General features: G+C 24.5%; 21 protein-coding genes and 1 other RNA gene. 10 read left to right on the plus strand and 12 right to left on the minus strand.

The annotated features are described in order from the left end of the window. On the minus strand, positions 1 to 373 hold a 373-nt coding region (locus T405_RS02650), incomplete at its 3' end, for a restriction endonuclease subunit S (RefSeq protein WP_198763726.1). 120 nt (positions 374 to 493) lie between these two features. Between T405_RS02650 and ffh the strand changes: the two genes are divergently transcribed. Continuing rightward, positions 494 to 1840 carry a signal recognition particle protein gene (ffh, locus tag T405_RS02655; protein ID WP_036430818.1) on the plus strand — a complete coding sequence of 449 codons (1347 nt, stop codon included), beginning with the start codon at positions 494 to 496 and terminating at the stop codon, positions 1838 to 1840. Positions 1841 to 2010: 170 nt separating this feature from the next. Here ffh and T405_RS02660 read toward each other — a convergent pair whose 3' ends face one another. After that, on the minus strand, positions 2011 to 2316 hold the full coding sequence (locus T405_RS02660; RefSeq protein ID WP_036430819.1) for a hypothetical protein: 306 nt from the start codon (positions 2314 to 2316) through the stop codon (positions 2011 to 2013). 57 nt (positions 2317 to 2373) lie between these two features. Here T405_RS02660 and whiA point away from each other — a divergent pair, with 57 nt between their 5' ends. Beyond that, complete coding sequence (gene whiA / locus T405_RS02665; RefSeq protein ID WP_036430821.1) at positions 2374 to 3225, plus strand: DNA-binding protein WhiA; 852 nt, start codon at positions 2374 to 2376, stop codon at positions 3223 to 3225. Positions 3226 to 3286: 61 nt separating this feature from the next. Here whiA and eno read toward each other — a convergent pair whose 3' ends face one another. The 3 genes from eno to T405_RS02680 all read right to left on the minus strand — a co-directional run bounded on the left by eno (position 3287) and on the right by T405_RS02680 (position 5294). Further along, the gene (eno, locus tag T405_RS02670; RefSeq protein WP_036430823.1) at positions 3287 to 4648 is read right to left on the minus strand and encodes a phosphopyruvate hydratase; all 1362 of its coding nucleotides are present in this window, start codon (positions 4646 to 4648) and stop codon (positions 3287 to 3289) included. A gap of 101 nt (positions 4649 to 4749) precedes the next feature. Continuing rightward, positions 4750 to 5025: a hypothetical protein gene (locus T405_RS02675; protein WP_036430825.1), complete on the minus strand. Its 276-nt coding sequence runs from the start codon at positions 5023 to 5025 to the stop codon at positions 4750 to 4752. A 71-nt stretch (positions 5026 to 5096) separates the two neighbouring features. After that, positions 5097 to 5294 carry a hypothetical protein gene (locus T405_RS02680; RefSeq protein WP_036430827.1) on the minus strand — a complete coding sequence of 66 codons (198 nt, stop codon included), beginning with the start codon at positions 5292 to 5294 and terminating at the stop codon, positions 5097 to 5099. A gap of 151 nt (positions 5295 to 5445) precedes the next feature. On the opposite strand from T405_RS02680, the gene T405_RS02685 reads away from it, so the two are divergent. Beyond that, a complete protein-coding gene (locus T405_RS02685; RefSeq protein WP_036430829.1) occupies positions 5446 to 5799 on the plus strand; it encodes a hypothetical protein in 354 nt (117 codons plus the stop codon). Between the two features lie 47 nt (positions 5800 to 5846). Here the strand turns inward: T405_RS02685 and T405_RS03865 are convergent, their stop codons facing one another. The 5 genes from T405_RS03865 to T405_RS02700 form a co-directional block, all read right to left on the minus strand. After that, positions 5847 to 5990 carry a hypothetical protein gene (locus tag T405_RS03865; RefSeq protein ID WP_156951245.1) on the minus strand — a complete coding sequence of 48 codons (144 nt, stop codon included), beginning with the start codon at positions 5988 to 5990 and terminating at the stop codon, positions 5847 to 5849. Between the two features lie 62 nt (positions 5991 to 6052). Then, positions 6053 to 6187 carry a hypothetical protein gene (locus T405_RS04070; RefSeq protein WP_258408966.1) on the minus strand — a complete coding sequence of 45 codons (135 nt, stop codon included), beginning with the start codon at positions 6185 to 6187 and terminating at the stop codon, positions 6053 to 6055. A gap of 10 nt (positions 6188 to 6197) precedes the next feature. Continuing rightward, the gene (locus tag T405_RS02690) at positions 6198 to 6638 is read right to left on the minus strand and encodes a hypothetical protein (protein WP_036430831.1); all 441 of its coding nucleotides are present in this window, start codon (positions 6636 to 6638) and stop codon (positions 6198 to 6200) included. Positions 6639 to 6951: 313 nt separating this feature from the next. Further along, positions 6952 to 7737 carry an Eco47II family restriction endonuclease gene (locus T405_RS02695; RefSeq protein ID WP_036430834.1) on the minus strand — a complete coding sequence of 262 codons (786 nt, stop codon included), beginning with the start codon at positions 7735 to 7737 and terminating at the stop codon, positions 6952 to 6954. Continuing rightward, the gene (locus T405_RS02700) at positions 7724 to 8746 is read right to left on the minus strand and encodes a DNA cytosine methyltransferase (protein ID WP_036430836.1); all 1023 of its coding nucleotides are present in this window, start codon (positions 8744 to 8746) and stop codon (positions 7724 to 7726) included. Before T405_RS02700 ends, T405_RS02695 begins: the two co-directional genes overlap by 14 nt. A 279-nt stretch (positions 8747 to 9025) precedes the next feature. Between T405_RS02700 and ffs the strand changes: the two genes are divergently transcribed. The 3 genes from ffs to T405_RS02710 all read left to right on the plus strand — a co-directional run bounded on the left by ffs (position 9026) and on the right by T405_RS02710 (position 10293). After that, positions 9026 to 9110, plus strand: an RNA gene (ffs, locus tag T405_RS03800) — signal recognition particle sRNA small type. A gap of 24 nt (positions 9111 to 9134) precedes the next feature. Continuing rightward, entirely contained in the window at positions 9135 to 9617 is a 483-nt protein-coding gene (locus T405_RS02705; RefSeq protein ID WP_051619549.1) for an NUDIX hydrolase, read from the plus strand. 28 nt (positions 9618 to 9645) lie between these two features. Next, on the plus strand, positions 9646 to 10293 hold the full coding sequence (locus tag T405_RS02710) for a LemA family protein (RefSeq protein WP_036430838.1): 648 nt from the start codon (positions 9646 to 9648) through the stop codon (positions 10291 to 10293). A 34-nt stretch (positions 10294 to 10327) separates the two neighbouring features. On the opposite strand, the gene frr is transcribed toward T405_RS02710, so the two are convergent. Beyond that, positions 10328 to 10879, minus strand: coding sequence for a ribosome recycling factor (gene frr, locus T405_RS02715; RefSeq protein ID WP_036430840.1), 552 nt, complete (start codon positions 10877 to 10879; stop codon positions 10328 to 10330). Next, entirely contained in the window at positions 10879 to 11598 is a 720-nt protein-coding gene (gene pyrH / locus T405_RS02720) for a UMP kinase (RefSeq protein WP_036430842.1), read from the minus strand. The genes frr and pyrH overlap by 1 nt, the downstream gene beginning before the upstream one ends. Before the next feature lie 198 nt (positions 11599 to 11796). Here pyrH and T405_RS02725 point away from each other — a divergent pair, with 198 nt between their 5' ends. From T405_RS02725 to T405_RS02740, 4 genes are all read left to right on the plus strand, one after another. Beyond that, the gene (locus tag T405_RS02725; protein WP_036430844.1) at positions 11797 to 12699 is read left to right on the plus strand and encodes a Cof-type HAD-IIB family hydrolase; all 903 of its coding nucleotides are present in this window, start codon (positions 11797 to 11799) and stop codon (positions 12697 to 12699) included. After that, positions 12699 to 13394, plus strand: a complete 696-nt coding sequence (locus T405_RS02730) for a ribonuclease HIII (protein ID WP_051619550.1) — start codon at positions 12699 to 12701, stop codon at positions 13392 to 13394. Before T405_RS02725 ends, T405_RS02730 begins: the two co-directional genes overlap by 1 nt. A 9-nt stretch (positions 13395 to 13403) precedes the next feature. Further along, a complete protein-coding gene (lysS, locus tag T405_RS02735) occupies positions 13404 to 14876 on the plus strand; it encodes a lysine--tRNA ligase (RefSeq protein WP_036430847.1) in 1473 nt (490 codons plus the stop codon). Between the two features lie 312 nt (positions 14877 to 15188). Further along, on the plus strand, positions 15189 to 15599 hold a 411-nt coding region (locus T405_RS02740), incomplete at its 3' end, for a restriction endonuclease subunit S (RefSeq protein ID WP_051619551.1).

Consider the following 15599-nt stretch of genomic DNA (forward strand, 5'->3'; position numbering starts at 1 on the left):
TTTTTACTTTAACATTTATTTCATGTGCAAAATATGAACTTGGTTTTATACTTGTTTTTTGGAGCATAACACCACAAACATTTGTAGCATAAAATAAACCATCTCTGTATAAAACTGTTCCAGCATTTGCTCCATCTGTAGTTCAGGTTATACTATTTTTAAATAAAAAATTATTATAAAATCCCAAAAGACCATTATTTAATGTTTGAGAAGAAAAGACTGGATAAATATATTCACCCATCTTTTTGTTCCTTATTTTGCGTTGAGATAAAACTTCACCTCTTGTTAATTCAAAAACTTCTCCTATGTTATCTTGCTCCCAGTTATTACTAAACCCTTTAAATCTAACTCTTGGAACTAAAACTTTTTTCATAATTACCTTTATTTATTTAATTATAACATTATAAGTCTCTAAATACAGATATATAATGAGCATATACATTTAAATCAGTATTATTAAATAATAAAACAATATGTATTGTATAATTAAATTATGTTAGATTTTTTAGAAAAAAGAATGCAAAAAACTATAGAAAAAATTTCAAAAAAAATTACTTTAAATGAAGCGGATATTTTAGAAATAATGCGTGACATTAAACTTGCTTTATTAGAAGCAGACGTTAATTTACAAGTAGTTAAGGAATTTATTTCAAAAGTAAAAGAAAAAGCATTAGAAGAAAAAATAGTAGGTAAATTAAATCCATCTCAACACTTTATTAAAATTTTACACAATGAATTAGTATCCATTTTAGGTTCTAAAACACAAGAATTAAATATAGATAAAAAACCATATATTATCTTAATGACAGGTTTACAAGGTTCAGGAAAAACAACTGCTACAGCAAAACTTGCTTATTACTTCAAAAAGAAAAAGATGATACAAAAACCACTAGTAGTTGCAGCAGATATATATAGACCAGCTGCTGTTGAACAATTAGTTACATTAGCTAAAGGTATTCAGATAGATTATTATGAACAGGGTGTAAATTTACCAGTAAATGATATTATTAATAATGCCCTAATTAAAGCAAAAGAAAATAATAATGATTTAATAATTATAGATACAGCAGGTAGATTATCAATTGATGAACCTTTAATGAATGAATTAAAAGAAGTAAAGAAAATTTCAAAACCAGATGAAATACTTTTTGTTGCAGATTCATTAAGTGGTCAAGATATAATTAATGTTGCAAAAACATTTAACGAGAATTTAAAATTAACCGGAACAATTATAACTAAATTAGATTCTGATGCTCGCGGTGGTGCTGCTCTGAGTTTACGTTATATATTAAATATACCTATAAGATTTATAGGTACTGGTGAAAAAGTAAGTAATTTAGATTTATTCCATCCTGAAAGAATGGCAGATCGTATTTTAGGTATGGGTGATGTTATGTCTTTAATAGAAAAAGCACAGGATGTTATAGATGAAGATAAAGCAACTAAAATGGTTCACAAAATGTTTTCTGGTGATTTTACATTAGATGACTTATTAGAACAAATCAAACAAGTAAAGAACTTAGGTAAATTCTCAAAAATATTAAAAATGTTACCAGGTAATTTATCTTCAAAAATTAGTGAAGATCAAATAGATAAAGCCGAAGAAAAAATGTATGTGTTTCAAATCTTAATGTCTTCAATGACAAAAAGAGAAAGAATGAATCCTAAATTACTAAAACAAGCATCACGCAAGGAAAGAATTTTAAAAGGAAGTGGAAGAACTGCTCAAGAATACAACAAATTAATATCTGATTATGAATCTATGGTTAAAAGAATGTCAGAAATGTCAAAAAACTTTAAATCGGGTGGTTTCGGAGGATTTGGTAATTTCGGATTTTAAAATATCACTAATAATTTAGTGATATTTTATTTTTCAAAAGTGAATAATTTTCTCATAAATTTATTCTTCTCATATGGTAGTTTTTCTGAATAAACTACTTTAACTATTATTGGACAAATAAAACCAAATGTTATAGAATATAAACTCATAATAGCATATTTTCTTTCACCCTATAATATTAATAAAACAAAACCAATTGTTCCAATGATTATTAAAATAGTGCCAATAACCATAGAAATAATTAAGATTATTTTTAATACATTATTTTCTTTTCTATGTTTATACTCTTTTGTTTTATTGTATACATTATTATTCAATAAATAAATAATTATTGATACAAAAATAATATTTATACTAAACAAGGTAGATGAAACTGTTTTACTTCAAAATAAAAATAAATGTGCTGTTGAAAAAGAAATAAATATTAATAAATATATAAAAATTAATATTATTCATTTTTTTGCTTGTTTATTCATATTTATATATTATATTAAAATAAAAAACTTATATAAATTTAATATAATATAAAAATAATGACTAATAATAAATCTTCTTTTGCATGAGAAATAAAAAAAGAAGTAATAAATAATTTAAAGAAAAACCAGGAAATTACTTCTTTTTTGAATGGAGTTATTTTTTCTAATGCTATTTTAAAAGATGATTATTATGTTCTAAATATTAGAAATACTTACATTTTAAATAAATTAAAATCTAAACTAGATAAAGTCAAAATTAATTTTGATGCAAAAAAAACACAAATTAAAATACATAAAAATAATTTTATTTTAAAAACAGACTTCAAAGAATTTTTAACTGCGTTTTTTGGTGGTATTTTTGTTGGAGGCGGAAGCATCTCAGACAAAAATTCCACTTCATATCATTTAGAAATTAAAACTAATTACAAAGAACATACTGAGCAAATTATAGAAAAATTAAATGAATATGATTTTGATTTTCACTTATTAAAAAGAAAAGAAAAATATTATGCATATATAAAAAAACTTGATAACCTATTAGATTTTTTATCGGCTATATCTGCTAAAAAATCTTGATTTATTTTACAAAATATAAAAATAAATAGGGATCTAGAAAACACTTCAAACCGAATGAACAATATTGATATTTCTAATTTACAAAAAATTGCAAACAGCTCAATCAAATATATAGAAAACATTAATTATATTCTAGGTAATAATTATTCAAACGAGTTCACAGAAAATCAATTAGTCATGTTTAGAATTAAACTAGAAAATCCTTGAATTTCACTTGAAGATTTATCTAAGAGATTAGAAGTAGAACATAATATAATAATAAGCAAGAGCGGATTAAACCATTGATTTAGAAAGTTAAATTTATTTGTTTTAGATAAAAAACAAAAATCTTAATTATGTTCACAAAAGAGAAAGAAAAATAAATATTAAAAACCAGTTTCCTGGTTCTTAATATTTATTTTTCAATATTGTAAAATGAATTTCTTCCTTGGAATTCTGAAGACATACCTAATTCTTCTTCAATAGCCAATAATCTATTGTATTTTGCTATACGATCTGTTCTTGACATAGAACCTGTTTTAATTTGTCCTGCATTCATAGCAACAGCAATATCAGCAATAGTTGTATCTTCAGTTTCACCTGAACGGTGTGATACAACAGCTGTCATATTAGCTTTTTGTGCCATTTGAATAGCATCAAATGTTTCAGTTAATGAACCAATTTGATTTACTTTAATTAAAATAGAGTTCATTGATTTTTCTTCAATAGCACGTTTTAAGATTTCAGTATTTGTTACTGTTAAGTCATCACCTACAATTTGAACTTTTTTTCCTACTTCTGCAGTTAGTTTTTTAAATCCAGCTCAATCACTTTCTGCTAAACCATCTTCAATAGAAATAATTGGGTATTTTGAGATCAGACCTTTTAAGTATTCTATCATTTCATCAGTTGTATAAGTTAATTTAACATTAGTTAAATGCTCAAAGCCTGCTTGTTTAGACTCGATTGCCTCTTTTAATTTTCCGAATGTATAAACACCATCTTTATATAATTCAGATGAAGCACAGTCCATAGCAATAGCAACTGCTTTATCACCTGAAGTAGCAGGTACATAACCAGAAACCTTAATTGCTTCAACTAAGAAATCAAGTGCTTCTTCATGTGATTTGAAGTTAGGTGCAAATCCACCTTCATCCCCAACTTGTATTCCATGTCCATTTTTCTTTAGTAATTTAGCTAAGTTGTGAAATACAAAATTTGCAATTTGTAAAGCTTCACGAATAGATTTTGCTCCAACAGGCATTATCATAAATTCTTGGAAGTCAATAGTATTTGAAGCATGTTCTCCACCGTTAATAACATTTAACATTGGAACAGGTAATTGGTGAGCATTAAATCCACCTAAATATTTGTATAATGGTAATTCTAATTCATTTGCAGCAGCTCTTGCAACAGCTAATGAAACACCTAAAATAGCATTAGCTCCTAGTTTTGATTTTGTAGGTGTACCATCTAATTTAATCATAGTTTGATCAATTAAACGTTGTTCTGTTACTTCAATACCTTGAATTTTTGGTGCAATTTGTTGATTAACATTATCAACAGCTAACATTACACCTTTTCCACCAAATCAATTGTTTTCATATTTAGAACCTTTATCTCTTAGTTCTAATGCTTCTCTAGAACCAGTTGATGCTCCTGAAGGGACCATAGCAGATCCGTATCCACCTAATTCAGTATAAACTTCAACTTGAACAGTTGGATTACCACGTGAGTCTAAAACTTCACGAGCATGTATTTTTTTAATTGCTGACATTAATTCTCCTTTAATATTAATAGTTTATATAAAATCTTTTATATTATACATTAATAAATTTAAAGCAATTTATGTATTCATTTTTTTGTATTAAATTATTCTTATAACAGAACTTCGAATTTATCTATTTTCTGAAAATCTTTATAACTTTTATTTGTAGGTATTACAAAACATTGTTCAGATTTTGTTCAAGAAAATGCTTGATTGAGTGAATCAGAATAATTTTTTTCTTTTGGTAAGTTATGTATTATAAGCGACAAATTAATATTTTCATTTTGTCTTCTAAATCTATCGTCATATCACAAGAAATCTTTTTTATGATTTACGGTTATATTTATTTTATTTTTCTCTAAAAAATTTAAATTAATTCCTACCATTTTTTTAGGTGGTTCATCAAAATAGTTTAAATATTCATATCTTCTAATAACTATGAAATTGTCATTGTCCCCTAAGAATTTTTTATTGTTTCAAATAAAAATGAATTCTTCTTAACATATAATAAATCATAACCTCTTATATTTTCAATACCATCATAAGTTGAATATATTGTTAAGGGTTCGTCCAAACCGAAAGGAAGATTTCCACTAGATTTACGAACATTTCATCCATCTCAGATGTTTCTTGAATTAAATCTATATGACTCCATAAATTCATATTCATTTTTATGGTGATAATTTAGATAATAATTATCTGTATTATAAAAATTTATAAATAATTTTTTCTTATTTATAATGAAGCAATCGAACTTTGTTTTAAATTAATAGCACCACTTGTGTAAGATAAAAAATAAAAAGGGATTGGGTTCTCAAACTTTTAATTTATTCATATTCTCTAATTTTTGATATAAATATTTTCTTTGCGTTTCAAAATGATTAATTGCTATATTTAAAGATATAGCAGAAATCGTAACACCCAATGAAATAAAACCGACAACAGGAAAGAACAAACTAAAAAATGAAGAAAAAATTGATATAACAGAAGTACTTATTAAAGCAATTTTTAGTGATTTGATAATTACTTCAACTCTTTTAATTTCTTTATTAATTAATTCTTTTATTTCTTCTTTTTCATTAATTTTTTCTTGAAGTTCTAAAAGTTTTACTAAAATACTTTTTGAACTTTGTTGTTCATCATCAACAGCGATAGAGTAATTTTTTGATTTATTAACTGTTATAATTCTTTTTTATTGTTAAATAAATTAGTTATAAGGGAGATTTGTTCTAATTTCTTTTCTATGTTTTAATATTTCATTTCTAAATTCTTTTTTGAACTTATTAGCTAAATTATCATTGATTGAATTATAAATTTCTTTATATTGTACTTCATTTATTTTGTTATTCATTAAAAGAAAATCAGATATTTCTTTAAAAGTATCTTTTATATTTTTATCACTTATTTGTTTATTTATACTAATAGCAGAAGTTTTTGAATTTTATTGTCTGGTTTATTATTTTGATTAATTGAATAATTGTTTGAAATGCTAACAAAACTTGAAGTGGCATTTAAAACATCACCAGCACCAAAAATAAGTTTTTTCATATATCCACTTTTATAAATTTAAATCATTTCTAAATTTACTAATATTATTTTTATTTAATTTATGAAAAATTAGGAAGTTTAATATGATATTATGAATTTCTTCCTTATATAAGAAATTATCATTTGTTTTTCTTATTAAGAAAAAATAATACATATGAAAAGCATTATCCTTATATTTTTTTATAAACCAATTAGGATCATATTTTTTTATATCGATATACGTTTTTGGTATTACTATATCATTATATTTATCTGACAAATAAAAACTTTTATCCTTAAAAGACAGATATTTATCAATTATAGAATCATAATTTTTATTTTTTAAGATATTATCAAAATTTAAATAAAGAAAAATTAATTGAATCATATATATAATAAAAAAATTTATTCAAGTAATAGCTGTTGCATCTAAAACTTCATCATAAATACCGCTAAAATAATCAACCTTCATAGTAACTAAGTGACAAAAAAAGCAGCTGTTGCAATCCATAACAAAAAGATAAAAAAGCATCAATATTTATATATTCTCAAAAATTTCCTTAATAATTGAACTTGATAATCATATGCTTTTTAAAAATGACATTTATTGTAATTTCCTCTTTAATATTTTTTAATCTATCATATACATCAAAGAAGAGTTCAAATTTTATTTTTTTTAATAAAAATTAAAAAAAATATAGAAATAATAAATGTTGGTACATTCAAAAGTATTAAAACTATAACTGCATAATAATATTCCTTTTTTATTCCTTTTTTATATTCATTTAATTCTTATTATTTTTTATAGGCATGTTTAATGTCATGTAATCAAAACCATTATATGATTGAAAAGTTATTTTATAAAGAGTTTTTAATATATCTTCATCAATTGACTTTAATTCTTCTAAAACAGTATCTTTAGAGTTTTGTTTAATTTGAGGAAACTTATTTAAAACGTTTTTAAGTGATATTTGTAATTGATTAATTAGTTGAATAAAAGCATCATGAATATCTGTAACAATTTCATAAAAATAATCAATAGACATAATTCTGATATTTGGATTTGGTTTACTATTATTTATTATTCATTCTTTATTAAAACTGTGCATAGAAATAACTTCAACCAATATAAAAACATCATTAGGATTTTCCTTGTTATGTATTTGCATTTTATTATGAATGAATTTAGCATTAGAAGAGTTCATTGTATTGTGTTTATTTTTAATTTCAATATAGTATTTTATTTTAGTTTTAGGATGAGTAAAAATAACATCTCAACCTTTTTCTGGGACATAACAATTCTTTATGTATTTAAAAATATTTTGATGAAAATAACCAATTATGTTGTTGTTTGTTTTATCTTTTTGTCTATTTATTTCTTGTTTAATTGTTTCTTCTAAGTTATTGTTGTATATTACACTATCAAATAAAAGTTTAATAGGATCTATTTTATTTTTCAAAAATTTATTAAGGTCAAAAGACTGTATTGATTTTTGATATTGTAATATAGTTTCAAGAATATGATTTTCAAAATCAACTTCATTGATAAAAGTTAAATTATATTTTGTCATTTAATTCCTTAAGTGATTTATAAATTTCCTTACCAACTTCAAGTGCTAAATTACAAGGAACTGCATTACCTATTTGTTTATATTGGCTTGATATATTTCCAGTAAATACTCATTCATCAGGAAATGTTTGGATTCTTGCAGATTCTCTTATGTTAAAAGGTCTGTTTTCAAAAGGGTGACATCTATCAGTTTGTTTCATTTGTGGAGTAGTTAAGATAGTTAAAGAAGGTTCATCTAAACTCATTTTTCTTAAAATACCAGTTCTACCACCTTTCATATCTCAACAAGACTTCATATATTTTTTTGCTATTTCTTCTGGTATATCTTTTCAATAGCCACCAGGGGGAACAAGTTTAAATATTTCTTCTTTTTCCTTACTATATTTAGAACCTAAACTTTCAGGTGCATTAAATAAAATATCTTTTAATACAATTTTTTCTTCAATTTTTAAAGGGAAATTAAAATTGACTTTATTAATTAAATCTTTTCTAATTCCAATAAGTATTAATCTTTCTCTTTTTTGAGGAACTTTATAATCATAAGCATTTAAGACTTTATATTTAATTTCATAACCTTTAGAACTTAAAATATCATAAATAGTTTCGAATGTTTTACCTTTATCTATGCTTAATAAACCTTTAACATTTTCAAATAAAAAGAATTTAGGTTTTAATTTTTCTAAAAACATTGCATAATGATAAAACATAGTTCCCCTGATATCTTCTAAACCTAGTCTTTTACCAGCATAACTAAAACTTTGACAAGGAGCACCGCCAGAAAGCAAATCAAGTTCAAACTTTTTAATATTAAATTTCTTTTCTAAATCTTGATTTGAAAGAATTGAAATATCCTCTTGAATAACATTTCATTTAGTTCTATTTAACCTTAATGTATTAGCAGCATTTTTGTCAATTTCTACCAAACCTATATGTTCAAAACCTGCTTTTTCTAAACCGATTGCCAAACCACCTGCACCTGCAAACAACTCAATACTTTTATATCTTTTCATATATAGTTTTATTATATAAGATATTAATAAATTTATTTTCTAATTATTTATTTACATATAATTTTTCTATATTAGATAAAACAACGTTTTATAAATCGATAAATATCTTCAATAAAAAATTATAAAAATATATAGCAGATAAAAATTGAAAGTTTCTATTTTTTGGGGATAAAAGTAAATTTTATATACAAACTAGGAAACTATTTAGGTAATTTATTTAACCATTTATATATAAACTATTCAGTAATTTAAAATAAAAATATATATGTTATAATTATTTTGCCATTGGAACAATAACCCACTAACTTGGTCAGGATAGAAATATAGCAGCCATATGAGGAAGTGTTGTGTCTAGTGGTCTTTTTATATTTTTTGAAGGATGATAAATATGGAAGACGTATTTTTTGAAGGCCAAAACGGAACAAAATTTAAATATAGAGTTAGTATAATAATAAAAAATAAAAATAAAATATTAATAGCAAGTGACCCTTGAAGCAATTACTGATATTTACCTGGTGGAAAGGTGAATTTATCTGAATCAATAAATAATGCAATAAAAAGAGAGTTAAAAGAAGAACTAGATTTAGATGTTAAATTCATTAAAAAACATTGATTGGTAGAATCATCATTTTTTAATGAATTTAATAAAAAACAATATCATGAATTATCTATAATAGCATCAGTTATTCCTAAAAATAAAGAAATTTTTGAAAAACAAGAAATAATAACAAACATTAATGGTCATAAATTAACATTTAAATGAATTAATATTAATGAATTAAATCAAATTAATTTTCATCCAAAATTTCTGGTATCTAAACTAAAAAGAAAATTACCAGAAAATGTAGAAGTATTTACAGATTTTAACTAATTTTATATAATTTAATAAAGGAGAATTAATGTCAAATTTAATAAATACATCAAAACCAAGTAATCCAGAAGGATTTCAACCAAACGTAGATAATTCAGAAAAAAAAGCAAGTGCAAGCACTGCTTCTAAAGTATTTTTTTGAGTAATCGGTTTAGTTATTTTTAGTTTAATTTACTACTTTGTAAAAACAAATAGATTTAATCAATTACAATTTAAAGTTAATAATGCAGCTAGCTCAATTGACGTTATTTTAAATCAACGTTATGATACTTTAACCAAATTAGTAAATCAGGTAAAATCATACAAAGAATTTGAAAAAGAAACATTATCAGATATTACTAAAATGAGAGCTTTAACATTGCAAGGTGGAATTGCAAACGCAAACGAATTAGAAAAATTAAATAGTAGTGTTTTTGGCAGATTAATGGCTGTTTCTGAATCATATCCAGAATTACAAAGCAGTTCATTATACAAAGAACTAATGAACCAATCTACATATTTAGAAAGAGAATTGCAAGCAGCAAGAAGAACTTATAATTCATATGTAAATCAATTTAATGAAATTCTATTTACATTTCCTTCAAGTATAGTTGCTTCAATGTTAAATCTAGAAACTTTACCATTATTTGTAGCATCTGCTACACAAAAACAAGATGTTTCAATGGCGAATTTATAATAAAAAATGGATTTTAAAGCTAAAAATCCATTTTTTATTTATTCATTAATTCTTCCTCTTTAGACTTGGTTAATTCATTAATTTTTTCAATATAAGAATCAACAGTTTTTTGGACAGAATTTAAATATCTTTCTTGTTCGTCTTCAGATAATTCTTCATTACTTTTAATTAATTTGTTTATGTCTTGTCTTGAGTTTCTTACACCAACTTTTGCTTGTTCTGTATATTTAGAAAGGTTCTTAATCATTTCTTTTCTACGTTCAACAGTTAATAAAGGAAAAGTTAATCTAACTTGATTTCCTTCGTCTACAGGAAGAACACCTATATTTGCTTTTTCGATTGATTTTGCTATATCTTTAACTGATGTAATATCATATGGTTTAATCAATAATTGTTGAGGCTCAGGGATACTTATGTTTGCGATTTCATCTAAAGAGATTAAAGAATCATAATAATTAATTTTTATCCCTTTTATTATTTGTGGATTTGCTCTACCTGTTGAAATTTTTGACATTTCAAATTTAAAGTGATTAATTGCTTTTTCACACTTATCACTTAATTCTAATAAATATTCTTCTAATTGCATTATTTAGTTACCTCTGTGTGTGTTATAGAACCTTCTAGTGCTCTAATTATTGAGTTATCTTCAAGAAGGTTAAAAATAATTAAATTAATATTATTGTCTCTAGCCATACTTGTAGCAGTTAAGTCCATTACTTGTAATTTTTTTTCTAAAATTTCATCATAAGTTATTTTGTCATACCTAATTGCCTTGTTATTTTTTCTAGGATCACTATCATAAACACCATCTGTTCCGTTTTTCCCCATTAAAATGACTTCAGCACCTATTTCAGATGCATATAAAGTAGCAGCAGTATCAGTTGTAAAGAAAGGTCTTCCTGTTCCTCCAACAAATATGACTACCTCACCATCTTTTAAGTATTTAATTGTTTTTTCATTAATATAATTTTCTGCGACTTTTTGATCCATATTCAAAGAACTCTGAACTCTTGATTTTAGTCCTACTAATTCAAAACCGCTTCTTAAAGCAAGACCATTCATTATGGTAGCTAGCATACCAATGTAATCAGCTCTATTTCTAGGGATACCATTTTTTTCAGCAGATGCACCTCTTCAGAAGTTTCCTCCACCTATAACAATAGAAACTTGTATTCCTTTATTAACAATTTCTTTAAGTTGTAAAGCTATTCTTTTAACTAAATCATTATCAATAGCTAAATGTTTTTCTTTATTAGCAAAACCTTCGCCTGAAAGTTTAATTAAAATTCTTTTATATTTAATCATTCATACCTCATAATCTATGCTCATATATAGATTTCTTAAAGTTATATGATAATTATAAACAAAAAATAAAACAGAGTAATAAAAAATAATAAATATGCATATTTATAAATCAATTACATATAAAAATAGTAATTTTTATATGATATAATTAAAAAAAATAACATATTTTATTCAATAAAAATAATTAGTGAGGTAAAAATGCAAAAAGAAAGATATTTATTTGCAATCGATTTAGATGGAACTACCTTGCAATCAAGTGCAACAGGTCAAGTTCATGAACAAACATTAAAAGCGATAAAAAGAGCAAAAGATGAAGGACATATAGTTTGTATTTTAACAGGGAGACCATGAAGAAGTACTAAATTCATATATGATACTTTAGGTTTAGATACAGTTGTATCTAATTACAATGGAGCACACATTCATCATCCATATGATGATGAATTTATTCCATACATAAAATATTTAAATTTAAATGAAGCATTATATATTTTAGGTGATGAAAAAATCCAAAACGAAATTACAAATTTAGCAATTGAAGGCCCAGACTGAGTTCAATTACAACATAGAGATGAAGATTTAGAAAATGTTTTTGGTTTTTCAACTACAGCAAAATTAAGAGTCGGTTTAGATTTTCATAAAATACCTTTAATGCCTACAGGAATAATTTTTGATGTTAAAAAAACAACAGATGTTGAAAAATTAAGGTGTTATCTAAAATCAAGATACGGAGATTTAGCAGAATTTTCTTATTGATCAAAAGGAGAAGGATTAAGTCCTGTGTTTGATATGACAAACATTACAGCTAATAAAGGAAAAGCATTAAGTATGCTAATTAGATACTACGATGTTAAAGTAGAAAATACAGTTGCCCTTGGTGATGGTTTCAATGATGTTCCTATGTTTAAAATTGCTAATGTATCAGTTGCAATGGGGAATTCAACTAAAGATATAAAACGTTATGCAACAGTTAAAATTAACAAAACAAATAAAGAGGGTGGAGTTGGTTGATATATTAATAAATTCTTAGATAATCCTCAAGCAGAAATAAACAAATCAAACGAAAAAAGATATAAAAGAAGTCAAGCAGAGGAAGAATAGTGAATTTTTACGATAATTTGTTAAATGTTGATTATCAAAACAAAAATGTTTTAGGTATTGATGAAACAGGTATAGGCGATTATTTTAGTCCAATTATTTCAGTGTGTGCTTTTTTACCTAAAGAAAAAGAACAATGAGCATTAGAATTAGGAGTTAAGGATTCAAAAAAATTAAGTAAACATCAAATCATACATATTGGTAAAAAATTAATTAATACTATTCCTTATACTTCATATAAGTTAAGTCAATCTGGTTATAATTCCTTAATATCAAAGAAATTTAATTCAAATGAAATTAAATACTTAACTCATCTTAATGCAATTATCAAATATAAAGAAAAATACCATATTGAAAATAACAATAATCAAATCATCCTTATAGATCAGTATTCAACATTTAATGCAATTATCAAATATAAAGAAAAATTTGAAAAAATGAATTTTTTTCAAATTTTATCAAACTCAAAAGTTGAAGTTTATTTTCAACACAAAGCAGAATCAATTCATTTGTCAGTTGCTTGTGCATCAATCATAGCAAGATATATATTCATACTTGAAATGGAAAAACAAAATAAAGAGTGAGACTTTAATTTTCTTTGAGGTGCTAATTCAAAAGTCAAAGAACAAAAAGAAGAATTTATAAAAAAATTTGGTGAAGACTCGCTTTTTAAAATTTGTAAAATGAACTTTAAATAAAGGAAAAAAATGCAAAAACATACAGAACAAGAATTAGTTAGACGTGCTAAATTAAAAAAATATGAAGAATTGGGGATTCAACCTTTTTCAACTGCAGATGGTTTAAAAAAATTACACTTATCTGACAGTATTTTAATGAAATGCTTTCCATTAACGAGGGAAGAATTAGAAGAAAAACAAGTAAAAGTAGCAGTATCAGGAAGAATAATAGCTATTAGAGGACCTTTCTTAGTTATTAAGGATTATGATCATCAAAATCAAATTTATTTTAATAAAAAATTGGATGAAAATCAAACTAAACTATATGATACTTTAGATATCGGGGATATTATTTATGTAGAAGGAATTGTGATGAAAACTCACACAGGTGAGTTAGCGATCAGGTCAAAATTCCTTAAACTATTAACTAAATCATTAAAACCTTTACCGGATAAATTTTATGGTCTAGCCGATGTAGAAGAAAGATATAGAAGAAGATATTTAGATTTAATTGTAAGTTTTGAAGATCAAGCACGTATCTTATTTTGAAGAAGAACACATATTATTACTTTAATTAGAAAATATTTTAATAATTTATCTTATATGGAAGTAGAAACACCATTTTTACATGATTATTTATCTGGTGCTTCTGCTAGACCTTTTAAAACACATCATAATGCTTTAGACCAAGAATTTGTATTAAGAATAGCAACAGAAATACCACTTAAGAAATTATTAGTTGGTGGAATTGATCGTGTTTATGAAATAGGACGTATCTTCAGAAATGAAGGTATTGATACTACTCATAATCCAGAATTTACTTCTATTGAATTTTATGAAGCTTATTCAAACTTAGAAGGTATGATGAAGAGAACAGAAAATCTCTTTAAATATCTTGTTAAGAAATTAAATATTAATACAATAAAAATAAAAGGTCAAGAAATTGATTTAAAACAACCTTTTAAAAGAATTAATATGGTTGATGCAGTATCAGAAGCAACTGGTGAAGACTTTAGAAATATTTCATTAGAAAAAGCTATTGAAGTTGCAAAGAAATATAAAATTAAAATAGAAAAATTCTTTAAAGTAGGACATATAATTAATGCCCTTTTTGAAGAATTAATAGAAGAAACTTTGATTCAACCTACTTTTGTTTATGGACATCCAATTGAAATTTCTCCATTAACAGCAAAATCTGCAGATCCAAGATTTACTGAGAGAGCAGAACTCTTTATAAACAAAAAAGAATATGCCAATATGTATACAGAGTTAACAGATCCGATAGACCAACTTGAAAGATTTAAATCTCAATTAGAAGAAAAAAACAACGGGAATGATGAAGCAAGTGAAATCGATTGAGACTTTATTGATGCTTTAGAATATGGAATGCCTCCTGCTGGTGGTTGTGGTATAGGTATTGATAGATTGATTATGTTATTAACAAACAAAGAATCTATTAGAGAAGTTTTATTATTCCCTACAATGAGAAGAAAAAACAACTAATTTAAGTCAAGAATAAAAAATAATTTATAACAGAAATATTATCCTGAGTTTCTGAGTTATTAAGATAAAAAGACGAAAACACCTATAAAATAGGGAAATTCGTCTTTTTATATATCTAATTTACTATGTATAAAATCTCTGAATTTGAAATAAATTAATAACTATTAAAAAATCTTTTTTTAAATACAACATATTTGAGTTATATAATACATATCATTTTATTATTTAATAATACTGATTTAAATGTATATACTCATTATATGTCTGTATTTAGAGACTTATAATGTTATAATTAAATAAATAAAGGTAATTATGAAAAAAGTTTTAGTTCCAAGAGTTAGATTTAAAGGGTTTAGTGAAGAGTGAAAAGAGGATACAATAGGAAATATTGCTAACATAACAAATGGTAAATTGGATGCAAATGCTATGGTAAAAAGCGGGATGTATAATTTTTATACCTCAGGTATTGATGTATATAAAATTGATAAGTATAGTTTTGAAGGTGAAGGTATATCAATAGCTGGTAATGGTGTTAATATGGGTTATATGCATCTAGTATCTGGTAAATATAATGCATACCAAAGAACCTATATATTAAATAATATAAAAATAGATAGACACTTCTTATTCTATAATTTGTGAAAAAACTTTTGAGAATTTTGTCAAAAAAACACTAGAGAAGGGTTTATACCATATCTTCTTTATAATGATATTAGTGACTTT

The sequence above is a fragment of the Mycoplasmopsis felis ATCC 23391 genome (genome assembly GCF_000701865.1).
Classification (GTDB): domain Bacteria; phylum Bacillota_I; class Bacilli_A; order Mycoplasmatales; family Metamycoplasmataceae; genus Mycoplasmopsis; species Mycoplasmopsis felis.